25 protein-coding genes are annotated in these 25,641 nt (G+C 69.3%); 16 read left to right on the top strand and 9 right to left on the bottom strand.

Annotated features, from left to right (window positions below; genetic code table 11):
- Positions 1-146: 146 nt before the first annotated feature.
- Positions 147-974 carry a ribonuclease H-like domain-containing protein gene (locus tag ACTIGN_RS25625; protein WP_439629210.1) on the bottom strand — a complete coding sequence of 276 codons (828 nt, stop codon included), beginning with the start codon at positions 972-974 and terminating at the stop codon, positions 147-149.
- A 263-nt stretch (positions 975-1,237) separates the two neighbouring features.
- On the opposite strand from ACTIGN_RS25625, the gene ACTIGN_RS25620 reads away from it, so the two are divergent.
- The 11 genes from ACTIGN_RS25620 (at position 1,238) to ACTIGN_RS25570 (ending at position 14,952) form a co-directional block, all read left to right on the top strand.
- Positions 1,238-2,548, top strand: a complete 1,311-nt coding sequence (locus ACTIGN_RS25620; RefSeq protein ID WP_439629208.1) for an MFS transporter — start codon at positions 1,238-1,240, stop codon at positions 2,546-2,548.
- A gap of 114 nt (positions 2,549-2,662) precedes the next feature.
- The gene (locus ACTIGN_RS25615; RefSeq protein WP_439629206.1) at positions 2,663-3,718 is read left to right on the top strand and encodes a glycosyltransferase family 9 protein; all 1,056 of its coding nucleotides are present in this window, start codon (positions 2,663-2,665) and stop codon (positions 3,716-3,718) included.
- Complete coding sequence (locus tag ACTIGN_RS25610) at positions 3,682-4,302, top strand: Maf family protein (protein WP_439629204.1); 621 nt, start codon at positions 3,682-3,684, stop codon at positions 4,300-4,302. Before ACTIGN_RS25615 ends, ACTIGN_RS25610 begins: the two co-directional genes overlap by 37 nt.
- Positions 4,303-4,475: 173 nt before the next feature.
- A complete protein-coding gene (locus ACTIGN_RS25605) occupies positions 4,476-5,465 on the top strand; it encodes a DUF1559 family PulG-like putative transporter (RefSeq protein ID WP_439629202.1) in 990 nt (329 codons plus the stop codon).
- 117 nt (positions 5,466-5,582) lie between these two features.
- Positions 5,583-7,262 (top strand): amidase, encoded by a 1,680-nt coding sequence (locus ACTIGN_RS25600; RefSeq protein ID WP_439629200.1) that lies wholly within the window; start codon positions 5,583-5,585, stop codon positions 7,260-7,262.
- Between the two features lie 160 nt (positions 7,263-7,422).
- Entirely contained in the window at positions 7,423-9,432 is a 2,010-nt protein-coding gene (locus ACTIGN_RS25595; RefSeq protein ID WP_439629198.1) for an alpha/beta hydrolase family protein, read from the top strand.
- Between the two features lie 161 nt (positions 9,433-9,593).
- A complete protein-coding gene (locus ACTIGN_RS25590) occupies positions 9,594-10,709 on the top strand; it encodes a peptidylprolyl isomerase (protein WP_439629196.1) in 1,116 nt (371 codons plus the stop codon).
- A gap of 137 nt (positions 10,710-10,846) precedes the next feature.
- On the top strand, positions 10,847-11,914 hold the full coding sequence (locus ACTIGN_RS25585) for a dienelactone hydrolase family protein (protein WP_439629195.1): 1,068 nt from the start codon (positions 10,847-10,849) through the stop codon (positions 11,912-11,914).
- Between the two features lie 7 nt (positions 11,915-11,921).
- Complete coding sequence (locus tag ACTIGN_RS25580) at positions 11,922-12,560, top strand: hypothetical protein (RefSeq protein WP_439629193.1); 639 nt, start codon at positions 11,922-11,924, stop codon at positions 12,558-12,560.
- Positions 12,561-12,702: 142 nt separating this feature from the next.
- Positions 12,703-13,926 carry a PQQ-binding-like beta-propeller repeat protein gene (locus tag ACTIGN_RS25575; protein ID WP_439629191.1) on the top strand — a complete coding sequence of 408 codons (1,224 nt, stop codon included), beginning with the start codon at positions 12,703-12,705 and terminating at the stop codon, positions 13,924-13,926.
- Positions 13,927-14,037: 111 nt separating this feature from the next.
- Complete coding sequence (locus tag ACTIGN_RS25570) at positions 14,038-14,952, top strand: aspartate carbamoyltransferase catalytic subunit (protein WP_439629189.1); 915 nt, start codon at positions 14,038-14,040, stop codon at positions 14,950-14,952.
- A gap of 111 nt (positions 14,953-15,063) precedes the next feature.
- On the opposite strand, the gene ACTIGN_RS25565 is transcribed toward ACTIGN_RS25570, so the two are convergent.
- The 3 genes from ACTIGN_RS25565 to truD form a co-directional block, all read right to left on the bottom strand.
- Positions 15,064-15,945, bottom strand: a complete 882-nt coding sequence (locus ACTIGN_RS25565) for a hypothetical protein (RefSeq protein ID WP_439629187.1) — start codon at positions 15,943-15,945, stop codon at positions 15,064-15,066.
- A gap of 134 nt (positions 15,946-16,079) precedes the next feature.
- Positions 16,080-16,961, bottom strand: a complete 882-nt coding sequence (locus ACTIGN_RS25560) for a WD40 repeat domain-containing protein (RefSeq protein WP_439629185.1) — start codon at positions 16,959-16,961, stop codon at positions 16,080-16,082.
- Between the two features lie 184 nt (positions 16,962-17,145).
- Positions 17,146-18,204, bottom strand: a complete 1,059-nt coding sequence (gene truD, locus ACTIGN_RS25555) for a tRNA pseudouridine(13) synthase TruD (protein ID WP_439629183.1) — start codon at positions 18,202-18,204, stop codon at positions 17,146-17,148.
- A gap of 92 nt (positions 18,205-18,296) precedes the next feature.
- Between truD and ACTIGN_RS25550 the strand changes: the two genes are divergently transcribed.
- The gene (locus tag ACTIGN_RS25550) at positions 18,297-18,905 is read left to right on the top strand and encodes a Uma2 family endonuclease (protein WP_439629181.1); all 609 of its coding nucleotides are present in this window, start codon (positions 18,297-18,299) and stop codon (positions 18,903-18,905) included.
- Positions 18,906-18,933: 28 nt separating this feature from the next.
- Here ACTIGN_RS25550 and ACTIGN_RS25545 read toward each other — a convergent pair whose 3' ends face one another.
- Complete coding sequence (locus ACTIGN_RS25545) at positions 18,934-19,302, bottom strand: hypothetical protein (protein ID WP_439629179.1); 369 nt, start codon at positions 19,300-19,302, stop codon at positions 18,934-18,936.
- A 79-nt stretch (positions 19,303-19,381) separates the two neighbouring features.
- On the opposite strand from ACTIGN_RS25545, the gene ACTIGN_RS25540 reads away from it, so the two are divergent.
- The 4 genes from ACTIGN_RS25540 to ACTIGN_RS25525 all read left to right on the top strand — a co-directional run bounded on the left by ACTIGN_RS25540 (position 19,382) and on the right by ACTIGN_RS25525 (position 22,779).
- Entirely contained in the window at positions 19,382-19,825 is a 444-nt protein-coding gene (locus tag ACTIGN_RS25540; protein WP_439629177.1) for a helix-turn-helix domain-containing protein, read from the top strand.
- 200 nt (positions 19,826-20,025) lie between these two features.
- Positions 20,026-21,339: a 3-isopropylmalate dehydratase large subunit gene (locus ACTIGN_RS25535; RefSeq protein WP_439629175.1), complete on the top strand. Its 1,314-nt coding sequence runs from the start codon at positions 20,026-20,028 to the stop codon at positions 21,337-21,339.
- 137 nt (positions 21,340-21,476) lie between these two features.
- On the top strand, positions 21,477-21,779 hold the full coding sequence (locus ACTIGN_RS25530; protein WP_439629173.1) for a hypothetical protein: 303 nt from the start codon (positions 21,477-21,479) through the stop codon (positions 21,777-21,779).
- Between the two features lie 169 nt (positions 21,780-21,948).
- Positions 21,949-22,779 carry a hypothetical protein gene (locus ACTIGN_RS25525; protein WP_439629171.1) on the top strand — a complete coding sequence of 277 codons (831 nt, stop codon included), beginning with the start codon at positions 21,949-21,951 and terminating at the stop codon, positions 22,777-22,779.
- A 10-nt stretch (positions 22,780-22,789) separates the two neighbouring features.
- On the opposite strand, the gene ACTIGN_RS25520 is transcribed toward ACTIGN_RS25525, so the two are convergent.
- From ACTIGN_RS25520 to ACTIGN_RS25505, 4 genes are all read right to left on the bottom strand, one after another.
- The gene (locus ACTIGN_RS25520; RefSeq protein WP_439629169.1) at positions 22,790-23,305 is read right to left on the bottom strand and encodes a hypothetical protein; all 516 of its coding nucleotides are present in this window, start codon (positions 23,303-23,305) and stop codon (positions 22,790-22,792) included.
- Positions 23,306-23,344: 39 nt separating this feature from the next.
- A complete protein-coding gene (locus ACTIGN_RS25515; protein ID WP_439629167.1) occupies positions 23,345-24,133 on the bottom strand; it encodes a hypothetical protein in 789 nt (262 codons plus the stop codon).
- Positions 24,134-24,166: 33 nt separating this feature from the next.
- Positions 24,167-24,769, bottom strand: a complete 603-nt coding sequence (locus ACTIGN_RS25510; protein ID WP_439629165.1) for an RNA polymerase sigma factor — start codon at positions 24,767-24,769, stop codon at positions 24,167-24,169.
- A gap of 224 nt (positions 24,770-24,993) precedes the next feature.
- Positions 24,994-25,596, bottom strand: coding sequence for a head-tail connector protein (locus ACTIGN_RS25505; protein WP_439629163.1), 603 nt, complete (start codon positions 25,594-25,596; stop codon positions 24,994-24,996).
- Between the last annotated feature and the right edge of the window lie 45 nt (positions 25,597-25,641).

Genomic DNA, 25,641 nt, shown 5'->3' with positions numbered 1-25,641 from the left:
AACAGCCGCGTAGGCCAGAAGAACTCGCACCCGCGGGACTATTTCGTGGGAGCAAAGTGACGTTCTTCGAGCCACGGGGTTCACCCCCGTGGTGCCTGGGGGTGCCGAAGACCACGGGGGTGAACCTCATGGCTCGAAAGGCCGGGTCACATCGAGGCGAAGTCGGTCCAGTTGTCGAGGTACTTCCGCAGCACCGGGAACTCGCCGGCCTTGGCGGTCAGGAACTCCTTCGCGTGCGCGACGAGGCGCGATTCCTGGTCGGGGTCGACCTCGCCCGTCAGGACGCGCGTCCGCAGGAACACGAAGTACGTGTCGAGCGTGTCGCACAGGCAGTAGTCGTTGATTTCCGAGAGCCGGCCCTCGCGGTACAGCTCGTACACCCGCTCGCCGGTCACGTCCATCTTCCCCGGCTTGCCGAGCAGCTTCGCGAGCAGGTTCAGCCCGCCGGTCATGCGGCTCGCGCCGAAGTTCGTCATCCAGTCGCACAGGTCGATCGGCCCGTTGAACCGGTTGCGGCTGTGCTGGTAGTAGTCGCGGGCGGTGAACCCGTACCGGAACGCGGCCAGCTCCATCAGCGGCATGTCGAACGCGCGGCCGTTGAACGTCACCAGCTTGGCCCTCTGGAGCGACACCGCGAGCCAGAACTTGTTGACGATCTCGCGGGGCCGGAACTGCGGGGCGTCGAGGCACGCGAGCGACTGGAGCGCGAAGTCGGCCCCGACCCGCAGCACGCACACGCCGACCGGCACCTGGAACGTGACCGGCAGGAAGTCGGACCCGGTGCCGCTGAGTTCGCGGGCCTCGGCGCGGGCGCGCTCGACCGCGGCCCCGGGGGTCAGGTTCTCGTTCGGGTACTTCACCGCGGCGAGCAGCGCGCCGTCGGGCACGCTCTCGGTGTCCACGATCAGGAACGCGGTCCGTGCCGCGGGGGCGTCCGGGGTCATCAGCTTGGCGAACGTGTCGGCGAGGGCCACGGTGCTTCTCCTGCGCGGCTCCGCTCGAAGCACGAAATCCGAAGTACGAAATTCGAACCAGTGCCGGTGGTCCGTCTGCTACTTTCGTGCTTCGAAGTTCGTGCTTCGAATTTCCGGGCGGAGCCCGGTGCGGCGGACTTCTCCAGGATGAACTGTTCCCGCGCCGGGCGCAAGAGGCAAACCGGGTAAGCCGGGGAAGGGCCGCGGCGCGCGGGGGTCGTCCGGACTGTGCGGGCGGCGCGGGCGGCCGTATCCTCTCCGCTATGAATCCCACCGACCCCCCCGCCGCGCCGACCGACCCGACCGCACCCGCCCGGAACCCGAACCAGGCCGCGATGCTCATCGTGTTCCTGGTCGTGTTCATCGACCTCCTCGGGTTCGGCATCGTGCTCCCGCTGCTCCCGCGGTACGCCAAGCTGTACCTGGGCGAGTTCCCCGAGTGGGCGCGGGGGGTCGCGATCGGCGTGCTGTTCAGCGTGTTCTCGCTGATGCAGTTCGTGTTCAGCCCAATGTGGGGCCGGGTGTCGGACCGGATCGGCCGCCGGCCGGTGCTGCTCATCAGCCTCGCCGGGTCGGTCGCGTTCTACGCGCTGTTCGGGCTCGCCTCGACGCTGCCCGGCGAGCAGGCCGCGCTGGCGCTCGCGCTGCTGTTCGTGTCGCGGGTCGGGGCCGGGATCGCCGGGGCGAGCGTGAGCACCGCCGCCGCCGTGATCGCCGACTGCACCACCCCCGAGAAGCGGTCGCACGGGATGGCGCTGATCGGCGTCGCGTTCGGCATCGGGTTCACGTTCGGCCCCCTCATCGGCTACCTCGGGTTCTTCCTGTTCGACGACGCCCGCTGGGCGCCCGGGGCCACCGCCGCGGCCCTGTCCCTCGTGGCGCTGCTGCTCGCGGTCCGGGTGTTTCCCGAGACGTACCGCGGCGACCCGACGGCCGCCCGCAAGGAGTGGCTGAGCGTCGAGCGGACCCGCGAGGTGCTGCGGATGCCGCTGGTCGGCACGCTGGTGCTGATCTACTTCCTGGTGATCTTCGCGTTCGCGAACTTCGAGGGCACGCTCGCGGTGCTGACGGAGTCCGCGTTCGGCATGGGCGAGCGGGACAACTTCCTGGTGTTCGCCTACGTCGGGTTCGTGCTCATGGTCGCGCAGGGCGGGTTCTACCGGCGGATGGTGAAGACGATGAGCGAGGAGCGGCTCATCAACTACGGCGTGAGCCTGATGTTCCTCGGGCTCGGCGGGCTGGCCGCGGTCGCGTGGTTCTCGGGCCGCGAGGCCCCCGCCGATCCCAGCGGGCTGAAGGCCGGGTTCTACCTCGCGCTGGCCGTGGCGGTGTTCGGGTTCGCGTTCGTGAACCCGTCGGTGACGGCGCTCGTGTCGAAGCGGGCCGACCCGAAGCGCCAAGGCGAGACCCAGGGGGTGAACCAGTCGTTCGCGTCGCTCGGCCGCATCCTCGGCCCGCTCCTCGGGTTGACCTTGTTCTATCTGGAGCCGTCGCGCACACTGCCGTACCTTGCCGGCGTGGCCACGCTCGTGCTGGTCGTCGCGCTGCTGCCCAGGATTCGAAACAAGAGTTAACCACGGGGGCACAGAGACACGGAGAAGACGAGCAGAGAGCGGCCGCCCGCGATCGTTCCTCCTGCCTTCTCCGCGTCTCTGTGCCCCCGTGGTTAGCTGCCCGGAACCTTCCTGATGGACGCGCGACGGATCGCCCTCATCAAGCCCAGCGCCCTGGGCGACGTCGCGCACTCGCTGCCGGTGCTCACGGCGCTGCGGGTGCGGTTCCCCGCGGCCGGCATCACCTGGGTCATCAACTCCGCCTACGAGCCGCTCGTCCGCAACCACCCGGACCTGACGGATACACTCGCGTTCGACCGCGGTGCGTTCCGCCGCGGGCTCTGGAAGTCGGCCGCCTACGCCGCCCGCTTCGCCGCCGAACTGCGCCGCCGGCAGTTCGACCTGGTGATCGATCTGCAAGGACTCGCCCGCACGGGGCTGATGTGCCTCGCGACCGGCGCGAAGCGGCGCATCGGCTTCGCCAACGCCCGCGAGGGCGCACGGCACACGTACACGCACAAGGTTCGGGTGCGCGACGCGGACCGCATCCACGCGGTCGATCGGTACTGGCGGGTCGTCGAGGCGCTCGGGGCCGGCGACGTGCCCAAGCGGTTCCACGTCCCGCTCGACCCCGCAGAGGTGGCCGCGGTGCGGGCCGAACTCGCCGACCTCCCGCGGCCGCTGATCGCCGTCGCGGTCGGGGCCAAGTGGCTCACGAAGCGCTGGCCGCCGGCGCACTTCGCTTCGCTGCTGAACCGCACTCAGCTCGCGTTCGGCGGCACCGCGGTGTTCGTCGGCGCGTCCGATGACACTGCGATGTCACAGCAAGTGACCGCGAACCTCTCCGGCGCGGCGCGTGACGTCACCGGCCGCACGTCGCTCCCGCGGCTGGCGGCGCTCCTGGGCGCGTGCGACGTGATGCTCGGCAACGACACCGGCCCGCTGCACCTCGCGGCGGCGCTGGGGGTGCCGTGCGTCGCACCATACACCTGCACGAAGGTCGCGCTGCACGGGCCGTACACCTCGATGGCCGGCGGCGTGGAGACGACCGTGCCGTGCGGCGGGAGCTACGTCAAGTCGTGCGATAAGATGGTGTGCATGCCGGAGCTGACTCCCGACCGGCTCTGGCCCACGCTCACCGAGGCTCTCGAGACATGGTACCGAACCCGTCGCCTTTCCCCGGCCGGCTGATCCTCGCGAGCGGCTCCCGCGGCCGCCGCTGGCTCATGGAACAGGCCGGCTACCCATTCGAAGTGAAGCCCTCCAACATCGACGAGCCGACCGAGGCCCGCCTCGGGAGCTGCCGGCACTACGTCGGCGAACTCGCGTGGCTCAAGGCCGCCGCGGTCGCCCCGACGGTGGACGACGGCCTCGTCATCGCCGCCGACACCGTGGGCTGGCACAACGGCAAGGTGATCGGCAAGCCCGAGGACGCGGCCGACGCGCGGCGGATCATCACGGCGCTCGGCGGCACGGTCCACGAACTCTGGACCGGTGTGTGCCTGTGGCTCCGGCCCGGCGACTGGCAACTGTGCTGGCAGGAGCGGAGCCTCGTCCGCATGACGGCGCTCTCCGACGCCGAACTCGACGCGTACCTGAAGACCGACAAGTGGGTCGGGAACTCCGGCGCGTACGCGATCGAGCTGCCGACCGACCCGTTCCTGACGGTCGAGGAGGGGACCGTGAGCAACGTCATCGGCCTGCCGATGGAGTCGCTCGCGAAGGGCCTGGCGTGGGCCGCCACCGTGAGGGGCTGGTTGCCGTTGAGTGAATGATTCGTGTGCGTTCGATGAAGTTGACCCGGTTTCGATGTAGGAACGATGAGTGTTCGGTAAAGAGCGGCCCGGCCCCCTCGTGCCCCAGCGGATTCCACCTATTGCTCCTCACACAGGCCCGCGAAACGTCGCCCGTTGCTGCGTCGCGGTGGTCCGAGTTGTGGGGAGTGCGCATGGTCCGCCGTCGTTCGGGGTTCACGCTCATCGAGCTGCTCGTCGTCATCGCCATCATCGCTGTTCTCATCGGGCTCCTGCTGCCGGCCGTTCAAAAAGTGCGCGAGGCCGCCGCACGCATGAGCTGCCAGAACAACCTCAAGCAGATCGGCCTCGCCTGCCACAACTACGAGTCGTCCAACGGCGGGCTGCCGCCGTCGCGCCTCACAAAGAACAACCAGAACCCCCCGTTCATCCCGCCGGGCATGGGCCGGGCGAACGTGCTGTTCTTCCTGCTCCCGTACCTGGAGCAGGAGAACCTGAAGAACCGGTTCACGTCGAGTCGCGACTGGTCGGACCCGGTAAACACCGGCACCGGGATGCTCGAGGTTCCGATCAAGTCGTACGTGTGCCCGTCGGCCCCCGGCGGCTCCCGCACCGCCACGGTGGCGAACCCGAAGTACTTGACGGGCTTCGCCCCGCCGTACCCGGACGCGACGAACACCGGTACGTTCACCGGATTCGTCTCGGACTACACGGTGCTGGTGCAGGTCAAGAGCAGCGCGACGAGCGTGATCGGCCAGGGCCTGGTGCCGCCGTACACGACCGCGAGCCCGCCCGGCTTCGGGGCGATGCGGCAGAACACGAACACGCCGATCAACACGATCACCGACGGCACGAGCAACACCGTGATCTTCGGCGAACTGGCCGGCCGCCCGCAGCGGTACCTGACGGGCAAAGTCCCCGACGGGTCGGCCACGGTGGCCGACTCGATCTGGTGCAGCGCGGACCAACCGGCCAACATCACCGGGTCGGGCACCAACGGGACGGGGAACGGGCCGTGCGTCATTAACTGCCGCAACGAGACCGACGTGTACTCGTTCCACACGGGCGGGGCGAGCGTCGCGTTCGCCGACGGCTCGGTCCGGTTCATGAAGGACAGCACGACACCGGCGATCCTGGTCCCGCTCGTCACCATGACCGGCGGCGAGGTCGCCGACCTGAACTGACCGCGGCACACCACACGTGCTGCGAGCGGCCCGGGGCGATCCCGGGCCGCGTCATTTCGCGGTGCGGCCCCGCGGGGTACAATCGCGGCTCCCCGCACGCACCCAGGAGCCCGCCCGATGCCCGCGTCCGACGTCTCACGCCGCGAGCTGTTCGCCGCGGCCGCCGCACTCGGTGTCGGTGATGTCACCTTTCAGCGGGCCGTCGCCGCGAGCGCCGCGGGGCAGCTCGAGAGCGAGACGATTACCGCCGAGATGGTGAAGAACGCGGCGTGGGTCGCCGGCATCACGCTCACCGACAACGAATGTACCGCCGTCGCCGCCCGGCTCACGATCGTTCACATGCAACTCGCCGCGGTGCGCAAGGCGCCCGTCGGGTACGACGCCGCGCCGCCGCTGCACTTCAACCCGACGCCCGATCAGCCCGTCACGAAGGCCGACCGCGGAACGGTCGCGCCCACGCCGCTCAAAGGTGAAGTGGCGAGGCCGGAGCCCGATGACCTCGCGTTCGCCCCGCTGCACGTCCTCGCCGAGTTGCTCCGCACGAAGAAGGTGTCGGCGGTCGAACTCGCGAAGCTCTCGCTCGGGCGGCTCAAGAAGTACAACCCGGCGCTGCTGTGCGCCGTCACGATCACCGAGGAACTCGCACTCAAGCAGGCGGCCGAGGCCGACACGGAGATCGCCGCCGGGAAGTACCGCGGGCCGCTGCACGGCGTGCCGTGGGTGGCGAAGGATCTGATCGCGTACCCCGGGTACAAGACGACGTGGGGGGCCGGGCACTTTAAGGACCAGGAGTTCCCGACGCGGGCGACCGTGGCCGAGCGGCTCGACGCGGCCGGGGCCGTGCTGGTCGCGAAGTCGACGCTCGGCGCGCTCGCGTGGGGCGACCAGTGGTTCGGCGGCACCACGCGGAACCCGTGGAACGTGAAGAGCGGCAGCAGCGGGTCGTCGGCCGGCACCGCGTCGGCGGTCGCGGCGGGGCTCGTCAGCTTCGGCCTCGGCAGCGAGACGCTGGGCAGCATCGTCTCGCCGAGCCACACGTGCGGGGTGACCGGGCTTCGGCCGACGTTCGGGCGCGTGAGCCGGCACGGGTGCATGGCGCTGTGCTGGTCGCTCGACAAGATCGGCCCGATGGCCCGCAGCGCCGAGGACTGCGCGCTCGTGCTCGGCGCGATCCACGGCACCGACGGCAGGGACGCGAGTGTGCAAGACCGGCCGTTCCACTGGCCCGCGACGCGGCCGCTGAAGGACCTCCTCGTCGGCTACCAGGAGCAGAAGGACCGCGCGCCCGTTGCCGACGTGAAGGCACTCGAAGGGCTCGGCGTGAAGCTCGTGCCGGTCACGCTCCCGCACGCCGAGGCGCAGGCGCTCATCACCATCATCCTCGAAGTGGAGGCGGCCGCCGCGTTCGACGACCTGACCCGCGAGGGGGTGCGGGCCGACATCGGGCTGTGGCCGAACACGTTCCGCCGGGCGCGATTCGTCTCGGCCGTCGACTACTTGCGGGCGCAGCGGGCGAGAACACTGGTGATGCGGCAGATGGCGAAGGCGACGGCCGACATCGACGTGTACGTCGGCCCGGCCGGGTTCGACCTCGCGCTGACGAACGCGACCGGGCACCCGACCGTGTGCGTGCCGAACGGGTTCCGCAAGGACGGCACGCCGACCGGCCTGACGTTCACCGGGCGGCTGTTCGGCGAGACCGACCTGCTCGCGCTGGCGTCGGCCTACCAGGCCGCCACCGGCCACCACCTCCGCCGCCCGCCCGAAGACACGTGGGTGCCCATCGAGAAGAAGTGATACCAGGCCCGGTTGCTGGCTTTCTGTAGCCGGCCTCTGTGAGGCCGGTGCTTGGGGGACTCTCCGAGGCCCGGCCTCACAGAGGCCGGCTACAGAACACCCACGAGACACTCGAACTTGGTGTGACGCGATCCGAACCACCCGCTCCCGAGGACCGCACATGACCCGCCGCGACGCACTCCGCCTCTCGCTCGCCGCCTCGTTGCCGGCGAGTTCGGCCCGGCTCGCTTTTGCCGAGGAGCCCGCCAAGCGCAAGACCCCCGACGAGATGATCGACGCCTACCTCGCCGCCGAGGTGAAGCGGATCAGCGCGAAGTTCATGGACGGGGTCAAAACCAAGGACGAGTGGGCCGCGGCCCGCCCGCGGCTCAAGCGCGAGTTCCTCGACATGCTCGGGCTCGACCCGCTGCCCGAGCGCACGCCGCTGACGGCGGGTGTCACCGGCACGCTCGAACGCAGCGGCGTCACCATCCAGAACATCCACTTCCAGAGCCGCCCCGGGCTGTACGTCACCGGGAACCTGTACCTGCCGCTGCGGAAGCCCGGCCGCAAGGAAGAGAAGCACCCCGCTGTGCTGTACGTGTGCGGGCACTCGGGCCGCGGCCGCGACGGGAACAAGACCGCGTTCCAGGACCACGGGCTGTGGTTCGCGGCGAACGGGTACGTGTGCCTGGTCGTCGACACGCTGCAACTCGGCGAGGTCGCGGGGAAGCACCACGGCACCTACAACCTCGGCCGCTGGTGGTGGCACGACCGCGGGTACACCCCGGCCGGCGTCGAGTGCTGGAGCGGAATCCGCGCCATCGACTACCTCGTGTCGCGGCCCGAGGTCGACGCCGAGAGGATCGGCGTGACGGGAATCAGCGGGGGCGGGGCGACGACGTGCTGGGTCGCGGCCGCCGACGACCGGGTGAAGGTCGCCGTGCCGGTCAGCGGGATGAGCGACCTGGAGTGCTATGTCACCGACAAGGTCATCAACGGCCACTGCGACTGCATGTTCCCGGTGAACACGTACCAGTGGAACCTCCAGACGGTGCTGGCGCTGTTCGCCCCGAAGCCGCTGCTGTTCGCCAACAGCGACGCCGACCCGATTTTCCCGATGGCCGGCAACCGCCGGATCGCGGAACGCATGCGGGCGTGCTACGAAATGCTCGGCGCGAAGGACCACTTCGACGACTACGTCTCGAAGGGCGGGCACGACTACCGGCCGGACCTGCGGGTCGCGGTGTTCGGTTTCTTCCACAAGCACCTCCTCGGCTCCGACGCTGCGGTGAAGGACGCCGACTTCCCGAAGATCGACGGCAAAGACCTGCGCGTCTTCCCGGCCGACGCCGACCTGCCGAAGGACGCGATCAACGCGACCGCCGACGAGTCGTTCGTGCCGGTCGCAACGGTGAAGCTCCCCGCGACCGCCAAGGACTTCGCAACGTGGAAGGCCGACACGCTGAAGCAACTCCGCGAGAGGTGCTTCCGGGCGCTGCCGGAGAAGATTCCGGCGGCAATTGAGGGCAAGGGCGGCGATGGGGGGTACATACCTCTCCGGACGGAAACAGGTATCGATGTGGATCACCTTGTTGTGATCCGACGCCTGAAAGACAACCTCAACGGCCCCGGATTACCGCCCGGCCGGGTCGCGATCTTCGTTCACAACACGAATGAAACACGCGAAACGTTCCCGCCGACGCTTCCGGACAAGTACGCCAATGGCGGAAACGCGATGTACCTGGAGGTGCGAGGCGGCAGCGAGCGCCAGTGGACCCGCAAGAACCCTCCAAACACGGTCGACCGCTCGCTCGCGTTGCTGGGGCAGACTGCCGACTCGGGCCGGGTCCGCGACGTGGCGTCGGTACTCAGCATGTGGATCGAGCAAGAGCTTCCTGGGGTTCGCCTCGTTGCGAGTGGGCAAGCCGCCATCATCGCCGCATACGCTGCGCTGTTCGTACCGGACGCGGTCGCTGATATGTTCCTCCTCGACCCGCCGGTGTCGCACCGCGACGGGCCGCACTTCCTAAACGTGCTGCGGGTGCTCGACGTCCCCGAGGCGCTCGGGCTGCTCGCGCCGAAGGTGAAGCTCACGCTCGTAGGCAAGACCGCGAAGGACAAGGCGTTCGACCGCACCGCCGCGCTCTACGCCGCCGCCGGCGCGGCCGACAAGTTCGTGCGGGAGTGACGTGGCTTGGCGAGCCGTGTGTGTCAACACACGGGTTGAGCGCCCGCACCCGTGTGTTGACGCACACGGCTCGCCACAAACCGCCGATTTTCGCTCAAGTTCCCTTGCAGAGAATCCGGGGGCCGATATAAGCCCCCCATTCTCGCAGGAGGGAACCAGACATGGCGGTCCACGGATTCTTCGGTCGGCGGTGGGTGCGGGCGCTCGGGTTGGCCGGGGTCGCGGCCGCCGGGTACGCGTTCGGGGTCGCGTCGGACCGGCTCGCCGCACAGCCGCCCGGTCAGCCGGGCCAACTGCCGGCGCAGGTCGGGTCCGAGAAGCGCGTCGTCGCGTACATCTACGGCAACGTCCCGGTCACCCGCGAGGACCTGGGCGAGTTCCTCATCGCCCGCGGCGGGCACGAGAAGCTCGAGTTGCTCGTGAACAAGAAGATCATCGAGGTCGAGGCCGCCAAGCGCGGCGTCACCGTCACCTGGAACGAGGTCGAGTCGGGCCTGAACGAGGACCTCCGGGGCATGGGCATCACCCTCGACGACTTCAAGAAGCACGTCCTCCCGCGGTACAACAAGTCGCTGTACGAGTGGACCGAGGACGTCATCAAGCCGCGGATCGTGCTCGGCAAGATGTGCCGGGACCGCGTGAAGGTGACCGAGGAGGACCTCCAGAAGGCGTTCGAGAACAAGCACGGCGAGCGGCGGCAGGCGAAGGTCATCTGCTGGAACAAGGACGACCTGAAGATCGCGCAGAAGCAGTGGGAGGAGGCCCGCCAGGGCGAGGTCGAGTTCGACCGCGTGGCCCGCACCCAGGCCGACCCGAACCTCGCCTCGGCCGCCGGGCTCATCGCCCCGATCGGCAAGTTCCCGGACGTCGAGAACGACGTCGCCACCAAGACGCTGTTCAGCCTGAAGCAAGGCGAGATGAGCCAGCTCCTACAGACCCCCGCCGGCATCATGTGCGTCAAGTGCGTCGCCATCGTCCCGCCGGACATCTCGGTGAAGCTCGAAGGGAAGGTCCGCGAGGCGTTCGAGAAGGAGATGTACGACAAGAAGCTGACGGCCGAAGTGCCGAAGTTCTTCAACGAGTGCAAGGCGCTCGCTAAGCCCGACATGCTCCTGAAGGGGCCGCCGAACCCGATGCAGATTCGGGACCGGGTGAACGAACTCGTTCAGCCGACCGGCGGGATCGCGCCGCCGGCTGCGACCCCGATGCCGCCGCCGGTGAACCCGGCCGTTCCGACGATGCCGCCGCCGATGGCCCCGCCCGCGGCCCCGAAGTAGTGCTCGTCTGAGGCGAGCGGGGGGCGTGAGCCCCCCGAGTTCTTCTGCGAGGGATTTACTCGGGGGGCTCACGCCCCCCGCTCGCCATCCATCACCCCGCGTGATACCATCAGGCTCCGACCCACGGAGCCTCTTCTATGCGCACCCGCCTGCTTCTCGCGGTCACGTTCGTGGCCGCGTTCCTCCCGCTCGCCAGTGCCGCCGAGCCGCTGCCGCCCGAGAAGGCGAAGGCCGCCCTCCTCAAGTTGCTCGACCGCCCGAAGGTTCCGGCCGACGTCCGCGAGGACGCGAAGCCCGCCGAGAAGGGCGGCCTCACCTACTCGCGGTGGTCGTTCGCGAGCGAGAAGAAGGCCGACGGCACCGTCGAGCGCGTGCCCGTTCTGATGGTCGCGCCGACCGACCGCAAGGGGAAGCTCCCGGCGGTGATCGCGCTGCACGGCACCGGCGGGAACAAGGACGGGCTCGTCTCGTGGCTCGAAGACTTCGCGAAGCAAGGCGTCGTGGGCATCGCGATCGACGCCCGCTACCACGGCGGCCGCAGCGGCGGCGCGAAGGGAGCGACGGCTTACGTCGATGCGATCACGAAGGCGTGGAAGGCCCCGACCGGCCAGCCGCACGAGCACCCGTTCTACTACGACACGGTCTGGGACCTGTGGCGGCTCGTGGACGTGCTCGAAGCGCACGACGCCATCGACGGCAAGAAGATCGGCATGCTCGGCATCAGCATGGGCGGCATCCAGACGTGGCTCGCGGCGTCCGCCGACGACCGCGTGGCCGTGGCGGCCCCGCTCATCGCCGTGCAGTCCTTCAAGTGGAGCCTCGACAACGACAAGTGGCAGGGCCGTGCGAACACGATCAAGGCGTCGCACGAGGCGGCCGCAAAAGACCTCGGCGAGGCGGCGGTGAACCAGCGGGTGTGCCGCGAGCTGTGGGGCAAGGTGATCCCGGGCATCCTCGACGACCACGACTGCCCGAACCTGATCCGGCTGTTCGCGGGCCGCGCGCTGTTCATCGCCAACGGCGACAAGGACGCGAACTGCCCCATCGAGGGCGCGAAGATCGCGATCGCCGCCGCCGAGGAAGCGTTCGCGAAAGCCGGCTCAAAGGACAAGCTCGTGGTGCGCGTGAACGCGGGCGTGGGGCACAGCGTAACGCCCGACGACCGCAAGGAAGCGATCGCGTTCTGCGTGAAGTGGCTGAAGTGAGCGCACCATGACCGAAGCCGAGTGGCTGGCGTCCAACGACCCGACGTGGATGCTCGCGTTCCTCCAAGGCAAGGCGAGTGATCGGAAACTGCGGTTGTTCGCTGTGGCGAGTGGGAGGCTTCTCGCCCACGGTACGACCTACGAGCAAGCGGATGCCGCATTTCGTCTTAGTGAGGGGTATGCGGACAACCTGATCGACCCGGGTGCTTTGCGGGCAGGGAGGGAGCAGGCGATTGCGGACGCAAGACAGGTGGTGGCAGTCCTTCAGGGAGCAAAACGGGACACGATCTGGGCAGCGGCTTACTCGTCCGAGGACGCCGCGGAGGTTGCGGTCAATTGCACGTTAGGTTTGGTGAGAGTGGTACTCGGCCCCATCCCCGACTGGACGCTCTGCCGCTTTGTGGGTGATATCTTCGGCAACCCGTTCCGGCCCGTCGCGATTGACCCGCAGTGGCTCACGTCGGACGTCTTGGCCCTGGCACGCGGCATCTACGAGGAACGCGAGTTCGATCGCATGCCGATCCTCGCCGACGCGCTTCAGGACGCGGGGTGTGATAGCGCCGCGGTGCTCGACCACTGCCGCGACCCGAACGGCACTCACGTCCGCGGGTGCTGGGTCGTAGACTTGCTCCTGGGCAAGTCGTGATCCGCTTCGCGCCGGGGACCAGGGGTTGCGCTCGCAGACTCGCTCCACCCCTGGCTACCATCCGCCGCCCCTCCGGGGCTACAACACCCGGCTCACTGCGCGTGGTGCGAACCCCGCGAATTCCCGCCGCCCGGACCAACACATGACACGCACCCTCGCCGCGTTCTTCACGCTCGCTCTCGCCCTCACGGTGCCGGCGGCCGACTGGCCGCAGTTCCTCGGGCCGACGCGCGACGGGCAGTCGCCCGAGACCAAGCTCAACTGGGAGTGGCCCAAGGACGGGCCGCCGGTCGCGTGGAAGCTCGACGTCGGCAGCGGGTGGGCGTCGCCCGTGGTCGCCGGCGGGAAGGTGCTGCTGTTCCACCGCGTGCAGGACGACGAGGTGCTGGTCGCGCTCGACCCCGCCACCGGCAAGGAGAAGTGGATCGCGAAGTACGCCACGAAGTACCGCGACGACTTCGGGTTCGACAACGGCCCGCGGTCGACGCCGTGCGTTCACGACGGCAAGGTCTTCACCCTCGGGGCCAACGGCAACCTGCACGCCTTTGACCTCGCCACAGGGAAGGTGCTGTGGGCGCGGGACGTCCGCGAGGAATACAAGGCGGTGAAGGGGTTCTTCGGCATCGCGTGCTCGCCGCTCGTGGTCGGCGGGAACCTCGTGCTCAACGTCGGCGGGAAGGGGGCGGGCGTCGTGGCGCTCGACCCCGCGACCGGCAAGGAGAAGTGGAAGGCGACCGACGACGCGGCGAGTTACTCGTCGCCGACCGCCGCCGAGATCGACGGCACGGCGGCCGCGGTGTTCGTCACGCGGTTCGGGCTGCGGGTGTTCGACGCCGCGACCGGGAAGGTGATGTACGAGTTCGCGTTCCGCCCGCGGGTGAACGAGAGCGTGCAGGCCGCCACGCCGCTCGTCTGGAAGGACGAGATCTTCCTCACCGCGTCCTACGCGACCGGCGCGGCGCTCGTGCGGGTGAAGGGCGGCGAACTCGCGGAGGTGTGGGCCAACGACAAGTCGCTTTCGAGCCAGTACAACACGCCCGTGCGGGCCGGCGACTACCTCTACGGCGTCCACGGCCGCGCCGATATCGGCACGGCCGCGCTGCGGTGCGTCGAGTGGAAGACCGGGGCGGAGAAGTGGAGCGCGGCGAACTTCGGCGTGGCGTCGCTGGTCGCGGCGGACGGCGGAATCGTGGCGCTCACCGAGGCCGGCGACCTCGTGCGGTTCGACGCGACGCCCGACGGGTACAAGGAGCGGGGCCGCGCGAGGCTGCTCGACAAGCCGACGCGCGCCGCCGCGGCGCTGGCCGACGGCCGGCTGTTCGCCCGCGACGGCGGCAAGCTCGTGTGCGTGAAACTCAGCAGATAGCCCCCGGCTCGCCGGGGTTGGGTTTGGTGGGGCGGGCATTCTTGCCTGCCCCGTGCTGTACAGGAGGGCAGACAAGAATGTCTGCCCCACCGGGACTCTGAGGGGCGAATCGTGAAGCACCTGCTCGGGCTGGAAGGGCTTTCGGCGGCACAACTGACGCGGCTGCTCGACGCGGCCGAAGGGTTCCGCGGGGTCGGCGTCGGGGACGTGCCGAAGCGCGACGACCTCAAGGGGAAGGTGGTCGTCAACCTGTTCTACGAGGCGTCCACCCGCACCCGCGTGAGCTTCGGCCTCGCGGCCCGGCGGCTCGGGGCCGACGTGCTCGACTTCTCCCCCGGCGGGTCGAGCACCAGCAAGGGCGAGACGTTCATCGACACCGCCAAGAACATCGAGGCGATGGGCGTGGACATGGTCGTGGTGCGGCACTCGTCGCCCGGCGCGCCGCACGTCCTCGCCAAGCACCTGCTCCCGCACATCCGCGTCGTGAACGCCGGCGACGGCGCGCACGAGCACCCGACCCAGGCGCTGCTCGACATCCTCACGATCCGCAAGCGGCTCGGCCGCGTCGCCGGGCTCACGGTCGGGCTCGTCGGCGACATCGCCCACAGCCGCGTCGCCCGCAGCAACATCCTCGGCCTGAAGGCGCTCGGGGCGCACGTCATCGTGTGCGGGCCGACGACGCTCGTGCCGCAGGAGGTGAAGTCACTCGGCGTCGAGATCGCCAACAGCCTCGACGCGATCCTGCCGCGGTGCGACGTGCTGAACCTGCTCCGCATCCAGTTCGAGCGGCAGCGGAGCGGGCTGTTCCCGTCGATCCGCGAGTACCGCCTGCTGTTCGGGATGGACGGGGACCGCATGACGCGCGCGAAGGAGGGGGTGCTGCTGCTCGCACCGGGGCCGATCAACCGCGGTGTGGAGATCACCCCCGACGTGGCCGACGGCCCGAGTTCGGCGATCCTCGATCAGGTGACGAACGGCCTCGCCGTGCGAATGGCCGTGCTGAGCGAACTGGCGAAGGCGGCGTAGCGAGCTTCGCTGAAAATTCGAAGCACGAAGCACGAAATCCGAAAGTCGGACCCGGCCGCTGGCCTCTGGTTCGACGTTCGGATTTCGTGCTTCGAATTTATTCGCCCTCGGTCACGCGGTCACCACCTCGTGGGTCACTTCCTTCTCGCGGAGCATTTCCTGGATGCGGGCCAGCTTGGTCCCGATCAGCAGGACGTTGTTCAGCTCGAAGTCCATGTTCGCCGGGCCGCCGGTCTTCACGTGCAGGTCGCCGGTGCCCAGGCCGAGGAGCCAGTGCCGGAACAGGTCGTCCCGCTCCTTCCGCAGCGACAACCCGCCGGCGTCCACCGCCACCTCGCCGCCGCCGATCTCGCGGCGGATGCGGACCTGCCCGCGGGTGACTATCAGGTACGTGTAGTGGTCGTAGATGAACGTCGAGAACACCCACATGATGAACAGCGGGACCGCGACCACGAGGTACCCGCCGGCGTTGATCCGCACGTCGAGCCCGCCCATGAACGAGAGGACCGTGTCCCACCAGCCCATCAGCGCCAGGACGAGGCCGGTGATGATGATGCTGGCGATGAAGATGACCGACGCCAGCCCCCGCATCAGGAAGTTGGTCACCATCACGACCAGCAGGACGGAGCCGAAGAACAGCACGCCGTAGTTGTTGTTGTTCGCGACGCGGAGCCGGGGCTCGCCCTCGCCATTCAGGGTCCCCGGGAGCGGCGGTACCGCCTGACCGGCCGGGGCCACGAGCACGTCCCGCGGCGACCCCTCGTGTCCGGGGATCACCTGACCCGACTCGACCTGCGTGCCGGCCGGAACGACCGCCATCATGTGGCCGTCGAGGTACGTCAGGAACGCGAACAGGAAGCCGAGTGCCCAAACGGGCCACCAGTAGAAGAGGTTGCTGTGCCCGTAGACCCGGATCTCGGGGTCCGGGGCGGGCGCCGCGACGGCACCCTGCGGGGTGACCGCGTGCGGGTTCGAGGGAACTGCGGGACTCATGGCGACACGTCCTGGGTATGCGAGTGCCGGCGCGTGCGAAGTGGCGTGCGCGTCCGGCGGCCCACACGGGTCGGCGGAAGCACCGGCGTTCCCAGATCATGAGGCAACCCGCGTGCCGCGGACCGCGGCCCGGGTCACACGTCCACGTCGAACACGGCGAAGCGGCTGTCGGTGCCGCCGACGGCGCACGTCAGCCCGTCGGGCGAGAACCCGGCGCACGCGGCGTACCGGCCGAGGTCGAAGTCGAGCGCCCGCACCTCCTCGCCGGTGCGGAGGCTCACGAGGCTCAGCAGGCCGTCCGTTCGCCGGACCGCCGCGACGGGTGCGGTCGGGTGGAACGCGAGCATCCAGTACGGCCGGTCGCACGCGATCTTCGCGACGCGGACCGCCGCCGACGGCACGTCCCACACGGTGACGCCGTCGGAGCCGTACAGCACGAGTGTATCACCGTCCGGTGCGAACCGGGCGTGCTGGAGCGCTTGCTTCGGCGCGTCGATCGTCTGGATCGCCTTCCGCGACTCCACGTCGCAGATCGTCACGGTGTCGGACCAACTCAGCAGCGCGACGGTGCGGCCGCCGGGCGCGAAGTGGTGCGTCTTGATCTTGTCGGGCACGTCCCAGTCGCGGAGTTCGTCGCCGGCCTCCTGGCGGACGTAGTCCCACGTGCGGACGCCGAGCCAGTCGTCGGCCACGCACTCGACGCGGCCCCCGCCCGCGCCCACCGACACGCCCGCGTAGGCGAACTTCGGCGGCACCTCGGCGTGGACCTCGCGGGTCTCCAGGTTCCACACAAGAGCCGGGCTGGTGTTGGCGACGAGGTAGCGGCCGTCGGGCGACGCGAACATCCGCGGGAAGTGGTTGCTGCTCCGCTCGGGGTACTGGAACAGCCGCCGGCCCTCGTGGGTCGCGGGGTCCCAGGCGGTGAACCACCGGCTCGCGTCCTGCGTGTACAGGGTGCGGCCGTCGGGCGAGAACGCTATGGCCTGGACGCTTCCGTCAACGGGCTGAATCCACACGGCCGCACTCCCAAAGTGTCGAGCGCCTTCTCGGTGGCACAGGCCTCTGGCCTGTGCGGGCGATCACAGGCCAGGAGCCGCTCAGTTGAATCGTTCGCCTCACGCGGGCCGCCCGCGGGGGCGGCCCGCCAGCCACTTCCGGCGCATCCCAGCAGCGTGTCAACACACCACACCCGCACACGCCTCACTGCTCGTCCTCGCCCCCATCGTCGGGCGAAGCGGCGTCGTCCGCAACGTCGGTCTTCATCACCTCGCGGAGCAGCACGGTGGCGTAGCTGCCGGCCGGGAGGGTGAACGACAGCCGCAGGCCGTCGGGCTCCCACGCGGCGGCGAGGTCGTCGAGGTACACGAGGTTGTGCCGGCGCGTGCCGAGGACGAGCTTGCCGAACCCGCCGAACGATGCCGGTGACAGCTTGTTGTCGCTCAGCACCGCGGCCTCGCGCTCGGCGGCCGCGCCCTCAGTGGGGTACGTCTTCTTGCCGAACATTGGCCCGGCGGTCACGGTCTCGCGGGCGTCGAACCGGGCCTGCTCGGCGGCCACGTCCTTCGCGACGAACATGCCGCCGGCCGGCCACTTCGCCATCGCGTCGCCGTCGAGCACGGTGCGGAACAGCCCGTCGCGGAGCCGGCGGCCGAGGTAGTCGTTGAACAGCAGCGACTGCACCGCGGAGAGCGCGAACCGGAACAGGAACGGGCGGATGCGGCGCGGCGCGCGGCCCGCGAGGCACTGCATCCCGAGGTCGACCGTGCTGCCGTCACGGCCGAACCGCTGCGGGCCGTAAAAGTTCGGCATCCCCTGGGTGCGGAGCCGGTCGAGGACCGCGTCGGGGTTCACGGTGCGGTCGGCGTCGCGCACCAGAATGCGGAACCGGTTCCCGCGGAGGTGCCCCGGCTTCAGCTTGTTCGTGTGCAGGCCGCTCTTGAGCACGCGGACCCCGTCGCCGTCGATCCGGCCGACGTTCGGGGCGCACTCCTTTGGCACCGAGACCCACTGCCGCGTCACCGCGTGCCGGTCCTTGAGCCCGGCGGTGCCGATCGCGCCCGGCGACACCTGGAGCTTCTGGGCGATGGTGCGGGCGAAGAACTCCGGGGCGACGCCGCGCTTCTCGACCCACAGGTACAGGTGGTCGCCGGCCCCGCTCGGCTCGTAGGAGGGCACCTCCTCGACCTCGAAGTCCTCGTCGCGCACGCGGATTTTCCCGCCCACGCCGGGCAGGTCGGGGGTGAACATCGGCGGCGTCATCGCGGCATGTTGCATAGTGGGAACCCGGGGGTGTGGGTATAGTGTAGGCCACGCGCCCGCGACCCCCGCGGGAACCCCGGAACGAGCCGAGCATGATCCTCGCGAAGACCACGATTGGCCCGCGGCACCACGGCCGCAAGATGTCTCTGAAGGCGTTTGAGTTCGCCCGGGGGGAAGAGGGCCACCTGTACGAACTCGCACGGGGGTACGTGGTCGTGTCCGAGGTCCCAAACTACCCCCACGCCGCGCTCGTCGCCTTCATCCGCAACCACCTTGTCCGGCACCAACTGGACAACCCCGCCGCGATCCACCTCGTCCTCGAGGGCGGGTCGAGCAAGCTCGTCATCCCCGACTGGGAGAGCGAGCGGCACCCGGACCTCGCGGTGTACCTCACGGCCCCGAAGGGCCGCAAGGACCGAACCCTGTGGCGGACGTGGGTTCCCGAACTGGTGGTCGAGGTCGTATCGGAGGGCTCGCGGGACCGCGACTACACGCAGAAGCGCGACGAGTTCTGGACGCTCGGCATCAAGGAGTACTGGATCGTGGACGCGAAGTTGCAGCAGGTGCTGGTGCTGCGCCGCGGCCGCTCGCAGTGGACCGAGAAGACCCTCGGCCCCGCCGACGCCTGCGAGACGAAGTTGCTCCCCGGCTTCAAGCTGCCGTGCCGGGCCGTCTTCGACGCCGGCGGCAACGGGGAGTGACGGACGCGCGGTTCCTCGCAAGCCGCGCTCACTTGTCAACGCGGCCGTACATCACGATGGCCGCGAGCGCCCCAAGCGCGGTGAACGTGGTACCGAGTGCGAACAGCCAGCCCCGAGCGGTTCGAGTGCTCGCCCCGAGCCGGACGAGGTAGAACTCCAAAATGGGGCCGAGGCAGAAGCAGACGTTGGACGCGATCCCACCGAAGATCACGGATTCCCAGTACCGATGGTCCAGCAGCAACCCGCCCCCAAAGAGCAGGGTCGCGGCGGCGACAAGCGGGACCAGGATCGCATTGTAAAGGAGCCGCAGCCGCTCCCACTTCCTGAGTGCTTCGTAGGGGTCGCCTGTGGTCTCGTCCGTGGCGAGCAAGTGCCACTCGCCTGCGGGATCGTTCACGGTGGTCCCTCAGCGCACGGGAATCGGGATCGGCAGCACGTCTGCGCGAGGGTATTGTAAGCGAGAAATGGCGCTTCGCATGCCACGCACGAAGGACACGACATCGAGCCGGGCGGTGTACGGCACGCGCGAGGACCGCTACCTGGAACTGGTGCGCCGGTTCCCCCTGCGGCCGCTCCGGTCCGCCGCCGACCTCGACGCGGCGGTTGCGGTGATCGACGCGCTCGTCGATCAGGACGACCTCGCGCCGCCGGAGCAGGACTACCTCGACGTGCTGAGCGACCTCGTTCACGCTTACGAGGCGGCTGCGGTGCCGCTGGAACCGGTCGGAGACGCGGACCTGCTCCGCTTCCTGATCGAGCAGAAGGGAATCACGCAGGTGGAAGCGGCGCGACGGGCCGGGATCGCGGAATCGACCATCTCGGCGGTGCTGGCCGGAAAGCGCAAGCTGAACCGCCTCCAGATCGGCAAACTGGCCCGCTACTTTCACGTCGAACCCGGGGCGTTCGCGTTCGACCGGTGACATCAGTCGCAGTGCCGGCCACCGGTTCGGACGGCGGCCCCCGCGTCGGGGCGGCCCGCCCGGAGCGCCGCGGCCCCCGGGTGCCGCCGGGCGTTGGTCTCCGGGCCGCCGCGGCGTACCATGACACCATAAGAACAGGCCCCGCCGGCTTGGCACATCCGCTCACGCGCACGGGCGCGATTTTCAGGAGTTTATTCGCGATGCCCTCCCCGATGACGATGACCGAGAAGATCCTGGCCCGGGCCTCGGGCAAGGGCCACGTCGAGCCCGGCGAGAACGTGTGGGCCACGGTCGACGTGCTGATGACCCACGACGTGTGCGGGCCCGGCACCATCGGCGTGTTCCAGAAGAACTTCGGCGGCCCCACCGCCAAGGTGTGGGACAAGGAGAAGGTGGTCATCATCCCGGACCACTACATCTTCACCAAGGACGCGATGGCCAACCGCAACGTGGACGTGTTGCGCGAGTTCGCGAAGCAGCAGGACCTGCCGTACTACTACGACGTCGGCACCGACCGGTACAAGGGCGTGTGCCACATCGCCCTCCCAGAGGAGGGCCACACCCGGCCCGGCGAGGTGCTCCTGGGCACCGACAGCCACACCTGCACGGCCGGCGCGTTCGGCGAGTTCGCCACGGGCATCGGCAACACCGACGCCGGGTTCGTCATGGGCACCGGCAAGCTGTGGATGAAGACCCCACCCACCATGCGGTTCGTGTTCCACGGGAACCTCCCGCCGTACCTCATGGCCAAGGACCTGATCCTCGCGGTGATCGGCGACATCGGCGTGGACGGCGCGACGTACCGGGCGATGGAGTTCGACGGCGACGGCGTCACGGCCCTCAACATCGAGGAGCGGATGACGCTGTGCAACATGGCGATCGAGGCCGGCGGCAAGAACGGCATCATCCCGCCGGACCAGGTCACGTTCGACTACGTCAACAAGCGGGACCTGCGGAAGAAGCCGTACACCGCCGTGTACAGCGACCCGGGCGCGAGGTTCATCACCGAGCGGGTGTACGACGTCACCAAGATGGAGCCGACCGTCGCGAAGCCGCACTCGCCGGACAACAAGGCGACCGTGTCGCAGGTGAAGGGCACCAGGCTCGACCGGGCGTACATCGGCAGTTGCACCGGCGGCAAGCTGACCGACTTCAAGGCGGCCGCGGCGATTCTGAACGGCAAGTCGGTGAAGATCGACACGTTCGTGGTGCCCGCCACCACCGAAGTCGATCGCGGCCTGGACACGGAAATGATCGGCGGCAAGTCGCTGCGGAACATCTTCCTGGCGGCCGGGGCGAAGATCGGGGACGCGAGCTGCGCGGCGTGCCTGGGCGGCCCGGCGGACACGTTCGGGCGGCTCAACACGCCGATCTCGTGCATCAGCACGACGAACCGGAACTTCCCGGGCCGCATGGGGCACAAGGAGGCGAAGGTGTTCCTCGCGTCGCCGTTGACCGTGGCCGCCAGCGCCCTGGCCGGCACCATCGCGGACTGCCGCGACCTCCTGGTGTGACCCGGGTCCCGCCTTGCGGGCCGGGGCCGGCGCTCCGAGCGCCGGCCCCGGCCCGTCCGCATTTGGTCCCGTCGCGTGCGCCCCGGCCCGCGGGTATGATGGGTCGCGAGTACCCGCACACCCGCACGGGGGAAGTCATGTCGATCACCGTCACCGACCCGGCGCTCTTCGCTCGTTGGGCCGAGATGCGGGGTGTCATCGAGTTGAAAGATCCCAGTGGGCACGTCGTGGGCCGAATTCAGACGACGTGGCCCGCGCCATTTCCGAAGGACGCACGAGAGGGTTACCCCGACCACGTTTCGGACCCGGACTTGCTCGCCAGGTTCGAGAAGGTCGGCGAACCGGTCATTGTTTTTGATTCACAGGGGTACAACATCGGGCGACTCGAGCGAATGTGGCACGTCGCCAACCGGCCTCAGTTCGCCGCTCTGGGAACTTGAGCTTGAGCGGCTAAGCCAGGAAGCCCGGAATCAGAAGGGCACACCCTCGCTGAAGTTTGGAAAATCCTCTCCGAGAAGTGCGTTGGCGATGAGGTCGAGCCGTTGATTGTGTCGGCAGGTCCGGGAACGGATTGATCGTAGGCAAAAGTTCAACGGAGGGATTCGTCCCATGTCCCGCTCGCTCCTCGCCCCCCTCGTCGGCGTCGCCCTCGTGCCCGTTCTGGTGGCGGCCCCCGAGGAAGCGGCGACGCCGGCCGAGTTCGTCGTCGTCCAAAAGGGGACGCTGCCGATCATCGTCTCGGCCCCGCACGGCGGCCGCAAGAAGGTGCCCGACGTGCCCGAGCGGGTCGGCACCGGTATCGCCCAGTTCGCGACGGTCCTCGACGCCAACACCGACCTCGTCGCCGAGCGGTTCTCCGCCGAACTCGAGAAGCTCCTCGACGGCAAGCCGTGGCTCGTCGTCGCCAAGTTCGAGCGGAAGTACCTCGACGTGAACCGGCCCCGCGAGCAGGCCTACGAGTCCGACAAGGCGAAGCCGTACTATGACGCCTACCACGAGCCGCTCGAGGCCGCGTGCAAGGCGGTGAGGGCGAAGTTCGGCCGCGGTCTGCTCCTCGACGTCCACGGGCAGGGCGAGTTCAAGGACGCGATCTGCCGCGGCACGCAGAACGGCAAGACGGTCACGGTGCTGAAGGACCGCGACGGGTGGCGGGGGCTGACGGGCAAGCGGAGCGTGCTCGGGTTCCTGCAGAACCGCGGGTACAAGGTGCTGCCGAGTTGCGACGCGGACGAGAAGGCGAGGGAGGAGCCGAAGTTCACCGGCGGGTACATCGTCGGCACCTACGGCAGCCACACCGGGTACGCAATCGATGCGATCCAGCTCGAATTCGGCTCGTTCCTGCGGGAGCGCGAGCGGGACAAGTACGCGAAGACGGCGAAGGACTTGGCCGACGCGGTCGCCGCGTTCTACGACGAGTTCCTGAAGGACGCGAAGAAGTGACACCGCGGTGTCACTTGCCGAACTTGCTCTTGAGGTCGGCGAGGGCGGCGAGGGCGGCCCGCACCTTCGGGTTGTCGCCGACCTTGCCGGCCGGGACCGCGGCGCGGACCGTGTCGATGTCCGCGGCCGCCAGCGACTGCAGCTCCTTCACCCGCTTGCCCTGCGGGGACTCGGGCGGGATCGTCCGCTCGGCGTCGTCGAGCAGCGGCACCAGCCCGTCGCGGACCACGTCGCCCATCAGCCCGGCGAGTTCCGCGACGCGGTCCGGGTTGCGGTCGTCCTTCGCGGCCCGCTCGACGTAGTTGCCGAGCGTGATCGCGGTCTTGCGGCACTCCTCGGCCCGCCGCACCGGGTCGGCCGCCGACGACAGGTCGAGCCCGTGGTTCACGAGGTTCTCGACGAGCGTGCGGTTCGACTTGAACAGCCTCGCCTTGTCCGCGGCCGACAGGGGCGGCACCGGGCCTTGCGCGCCCGCCCAGGCGGCGAGCGTCGCGAAGCAGGTCAGGAGCAGCAGGGCGCGGGACACGGGCGGGCCTCGTGGGATGGCGTGAGCGGTGCGGAAGAATCAGCCGGCCAGGTCTTGCAACTTCTTCTGCCCGAACCGGGCGGTGTCCGCGATCCGCTCCAGGATCGGCTTGGCGTCGGGCGGCACCTCCCCGCTCGCCTTCTTCACCTCGTCGGCGGCGTGCCCGAGGCGGGTCGCGAGGTCGGCGAGCTGCGCCTTGCGCTCGGCCGGCGTCGAACCGGCATCGCTGCTGAGGTCCTTCGCACGGGGCACGACGCCTTCCTTCACCACCCGGTCGAACCACCGGGCGACGTCCTTGAGTTCGTCGGGGCTGGCGATGCGGGCCAGCCCGCGGGCCTCGGCCGAGAGGTCGTCGGCCAGACCGCCGAGGGCCTGGAGCTTCTGGGCCGGCGTCGCGGCCTTCGCCAGCGCCACGTCGCGCTGCACCATCTTTTCGAGGAACGGGTCGCGGGGCGAGGCCAGCTCGACGTCGGGCCTCGGGCCGTTCCTCCCGAGCATCGCCCACGCGCCGACGGCGACGAGCACGGCCGCGGCGAGCCCGCCAACGAGCGCCGCGTTCTGCTTCACCCAGGTGCGGAACGTCGCCGGCCCCTCGGTGGCCACTTCGACCGTCGCCGGCTGCGTGCGGAGCTTGGCGATGAGCGCGGCCTTCTTGTCGGCCGGTGCGGCGGGTGCGGTCAACTGCGCGACGAGCCCTTCGAGCCGGCCGGCGAGTTCGGCCCACGCCCGGCACCCGGCGCAGGCGTTCACGTGCGACCGGAGCGCGTCCGGGACGTGCCGCGGGTCCGGCAGCGCGAGGATCTTGTTCTGGACCGTCTGGCAGTTCATGGCTTGCGTCTCACGCTCGGCGTCGCCTCGCGGCTAACCGTTGGCTTCACCCGTCGCGGCCCCGGGGGGTAACAATTCCGGGGCGAGCACCTTCATCAGTTTCTGTCGGGCCTTAAATACACGCCACCGTGCGGTCTCTTCGGTGGTGTTCAGGATCTTCGCCACGTCGCGGAAGGACAACTCTTCCTCGACTCGCAGGGTGAGAGCCGCCCGGAAGTCCTCGGGCAACTCCGCGACCGCCTTCGCGACGATCTCCAGCGCCTCGCGGTTCTCGGCCGTTGCCTCGGCGCTGGTCTCGTCCGCGGCGAAGTCCTCGGGCAGTTGCTGCTTCGTGCGCCGGTCGGACCGCTTCTGGTTCACGAAGTTGTTGTGCCCGATGCGGAACACCCAGGCCCGGAAGTTGCTGCCGGGCCGGAACGATTTCAGCGCCGCAAGTGCCTTCAGAAACGTCTCTTGGGTCAGGTCTTCCGCGGCGTGCCGGTCGCGGGTCACGTGGTACAGCCAGCGGTAGAGGCGGTCCCAGTAGCGCTCGACGAGCCGCGCGAACGCCCAGCGGTCGCCGGCCTGGGCGTCGCGGATCCAGTCGGCCTCCTCCGCGGCTTCCGGTGGGGGAGGGGGGTCGGTGTCCCGGGTCACGCGGGGCTCGGTCCGGCGGGGTGCGGGTTGCGGCGAAGGGGAGAAGTTCACCATACCCCCGCGGTCGGCCGGTTGTCCAGCGTGTCCCGTCGGTTCCGCCGGCCTCATCGCAGGATACAACGCCGCCGCCCGGGGGCCGTTGGCAAAAACTTTGGCGAACCCTGAGCGCCAGCGAGGGGGTGAGGCGCACCCCCTCGCTGGCGCTCAGGGTTCGCCAAAGAGCCTTACGCCGCGGGTACGCGGTACGGTGCGAGGAGTTGCGGTACGATCGGCGGGAGCGGTTCGCCGGCCGCGAGGCTCCACGGCCACTGCTTCTCGCCGTTCACGTCTACGGTAACCGTTAGCATCTGGTAGTCCTGGTCCTTGGCGGTCTTCGCGAACCGGTACCAGTGGCCGATCAGCTCGCAGAACGCCTGCTTCACGGCGGCCGGCACGGCACCCGTGGCCGTGGCGTACGCCACCTGAACCGCCGCCGGCCAGTCGTCGCGGTGGGCGAACCGCGGCGGGAGGAACGGCCCGCACACCGACTCGATGACGCCGCGGTCGGCGTGGACGACGAACGTGTCGGCGGCCCGGGCGGTCTCGCTCCCGAACTGGCGGTTCGCGTCCACCTTCAGGCTGGTGACCGACGCGACCGGGTAGTTGCGGAGGAACACGAGGGTGCGGCCGGCGGGGTGCGTCTCGGAGAACGACCCGCCGTCGAAGGTGCGGCCGGTGAACTCGGCGATGAACCCGTCGGCCGCGTCCAGGAGCCGGGTCAGCAGCGCGTCGTCGGTGGTGCCGGAGATGAGGAGCGAGCTCTTCACGTTGGCGAGGGTGTCGATCATGGGTCACCGGGAGTCGGGAATCGGGGGTCGGGAGTCGGAAAGAAC

Origin of the sequence: Gemmata sp. (assembly GCF_051859125.1) — a bacterium.
In the GTDB taxonomy this organism is placed as follows: Bacteria; Planctomycetota; Planctomycetia; order Gemmatales; family Gemmataceae; genus Gemmata.
This window is presented reverse-complemented; position numbering and strand designations above follow the sequence as displayed.

Coding starts and splice junctions, on each gene's coding strand:
- ACTIGN_RS25620 (WP_439629208.1), top strand. CDS start 1,238: ATGAATCCCACCGACCCCCCCGCCGCGCCGACCGACCCGACCGCACCC.
- ACTIGN_RS25615 (WP_439629206.1), top strand. CDS start 2,663: ATGGACGCGCGACGGATCGCCCTCATCAAGCCCAGCGCCCTGGGCGAC.
- ACTIGN_RS25610 (WP_439629204.1), top strand. CDS start 3,682: ATGGTACCGAACCCGTCGCCTTTCCCCGGCCGGCTGATCCTCGCGAGC.
- ACTIGN_RS25605 (WP_439629202.1), top strand. CDS start 4,476: ATGGTCCGCCGTCGTTCGGGGTTCACGCTCATCGAGCTGCTCGTCGTC.
- ACTIGN_RS25600 (WP_439629200.1), top strand. CDS start 5,583: ATGCCCGCGTCCGACGTCTCACGCCGCGAGCTGTTCGCCGCGGCCGCC.
- ACTIGN_RS25595 (WP_439629198.1), top strand. CDS start 7,423: ATGACCCGCCGCGACGCACTCCGCCTCTCGCTCGCCGCCTCGTTGCCG.
- ACTIGN_RS25590 (WP_439629196.1), top strand. CDS start 9,594: ATGGCGGTCCACGGATTCTTCGGTCGGCGGTGGGTGCGGGCGCTCGGG.
- ACTIGN_RS25585 (WP_439629195.1), top strand. CDS start 10,847: ATGCGCACCCGCCTGCTTCTCGCGGTCACGTTCGTGGCCGCGTTCCTC.
- ACTIGN_RS25580 (WP_439629193.1), top strand. CDS start 11,922: ATGACCGAAGCCGAGTGGCTGGCGTCCAACGACCCGACGTGGATGCTC.
- ACTIGN_RS25575 (WP_439629191.1), top strand. CDS start 12,703: ATGACACGCACCCTCGCCGCGTTCTTCACGCTCGCTCTCGCCCTCACG.
- ACTIGN_RS25565 (WP_439629187.1), bottom strand. CDS start 15,945: ATGAGTCCCGCAGTTCCCTCGAACCCGCACGCGGTCACCCCGCAGGGT.
- truD (WP_439629183.1), bottom strand. CDS start 18,204: ATGACGCCGCCGATGTTCACCCCCGACCTGCCCGGCGTGGGCGGGAAA.
- ACTIGN_RS25550 (WP_439629181.1), top strand. CDS start 18,297: ATGATCCTCGCGAAGACCACGATTGGCCCGCGGCACCACGGCCGCAAG.
- ACTIGN_RS25540 (WP_439629177.1), top strand. CDS start 19,382: ATGCCACGCACGAAGGACACGACATCGAGCCGGGCGGTGTACGGCACG.
- ACTIGN_RS25535 (WP_439629175.1), top strand. CDS start 20,026: ATGCCCTCCCCGATGACGATGACCGAGAAGATCCTGGCCCGGGCCTCG.
- ACTIGN_RS25530 (WP_439629173.1), top strand. CDS start 21,477: ATGTCGATCACCGTCACCGACCCGGCGCTCTTCGCTCGTTGGGCCGAG.
- ACTIGN_RS25525 (WP_439629171.1), top strand. CDS start 21,949: ATGTCCCGCTCGCTCCTCGCCCCCCTCGTCGGCGTCGCCCTCGTGCCC.
- ACTIGN_RS25515 (WP_439629167.1), bottom strand. CDS start 24,133: ATGAACTGCCAGACGGTCCAGAACAAGATCCTCGCGCTGCCGGACCCG.
- ACTIGN_RS25505 (WP_439629163.1), bottom strand. CDS start 25,596: ATGATCGACACCCTCGCCAACGTGAAGAGCTCGCTCCTCATCTCCGGC.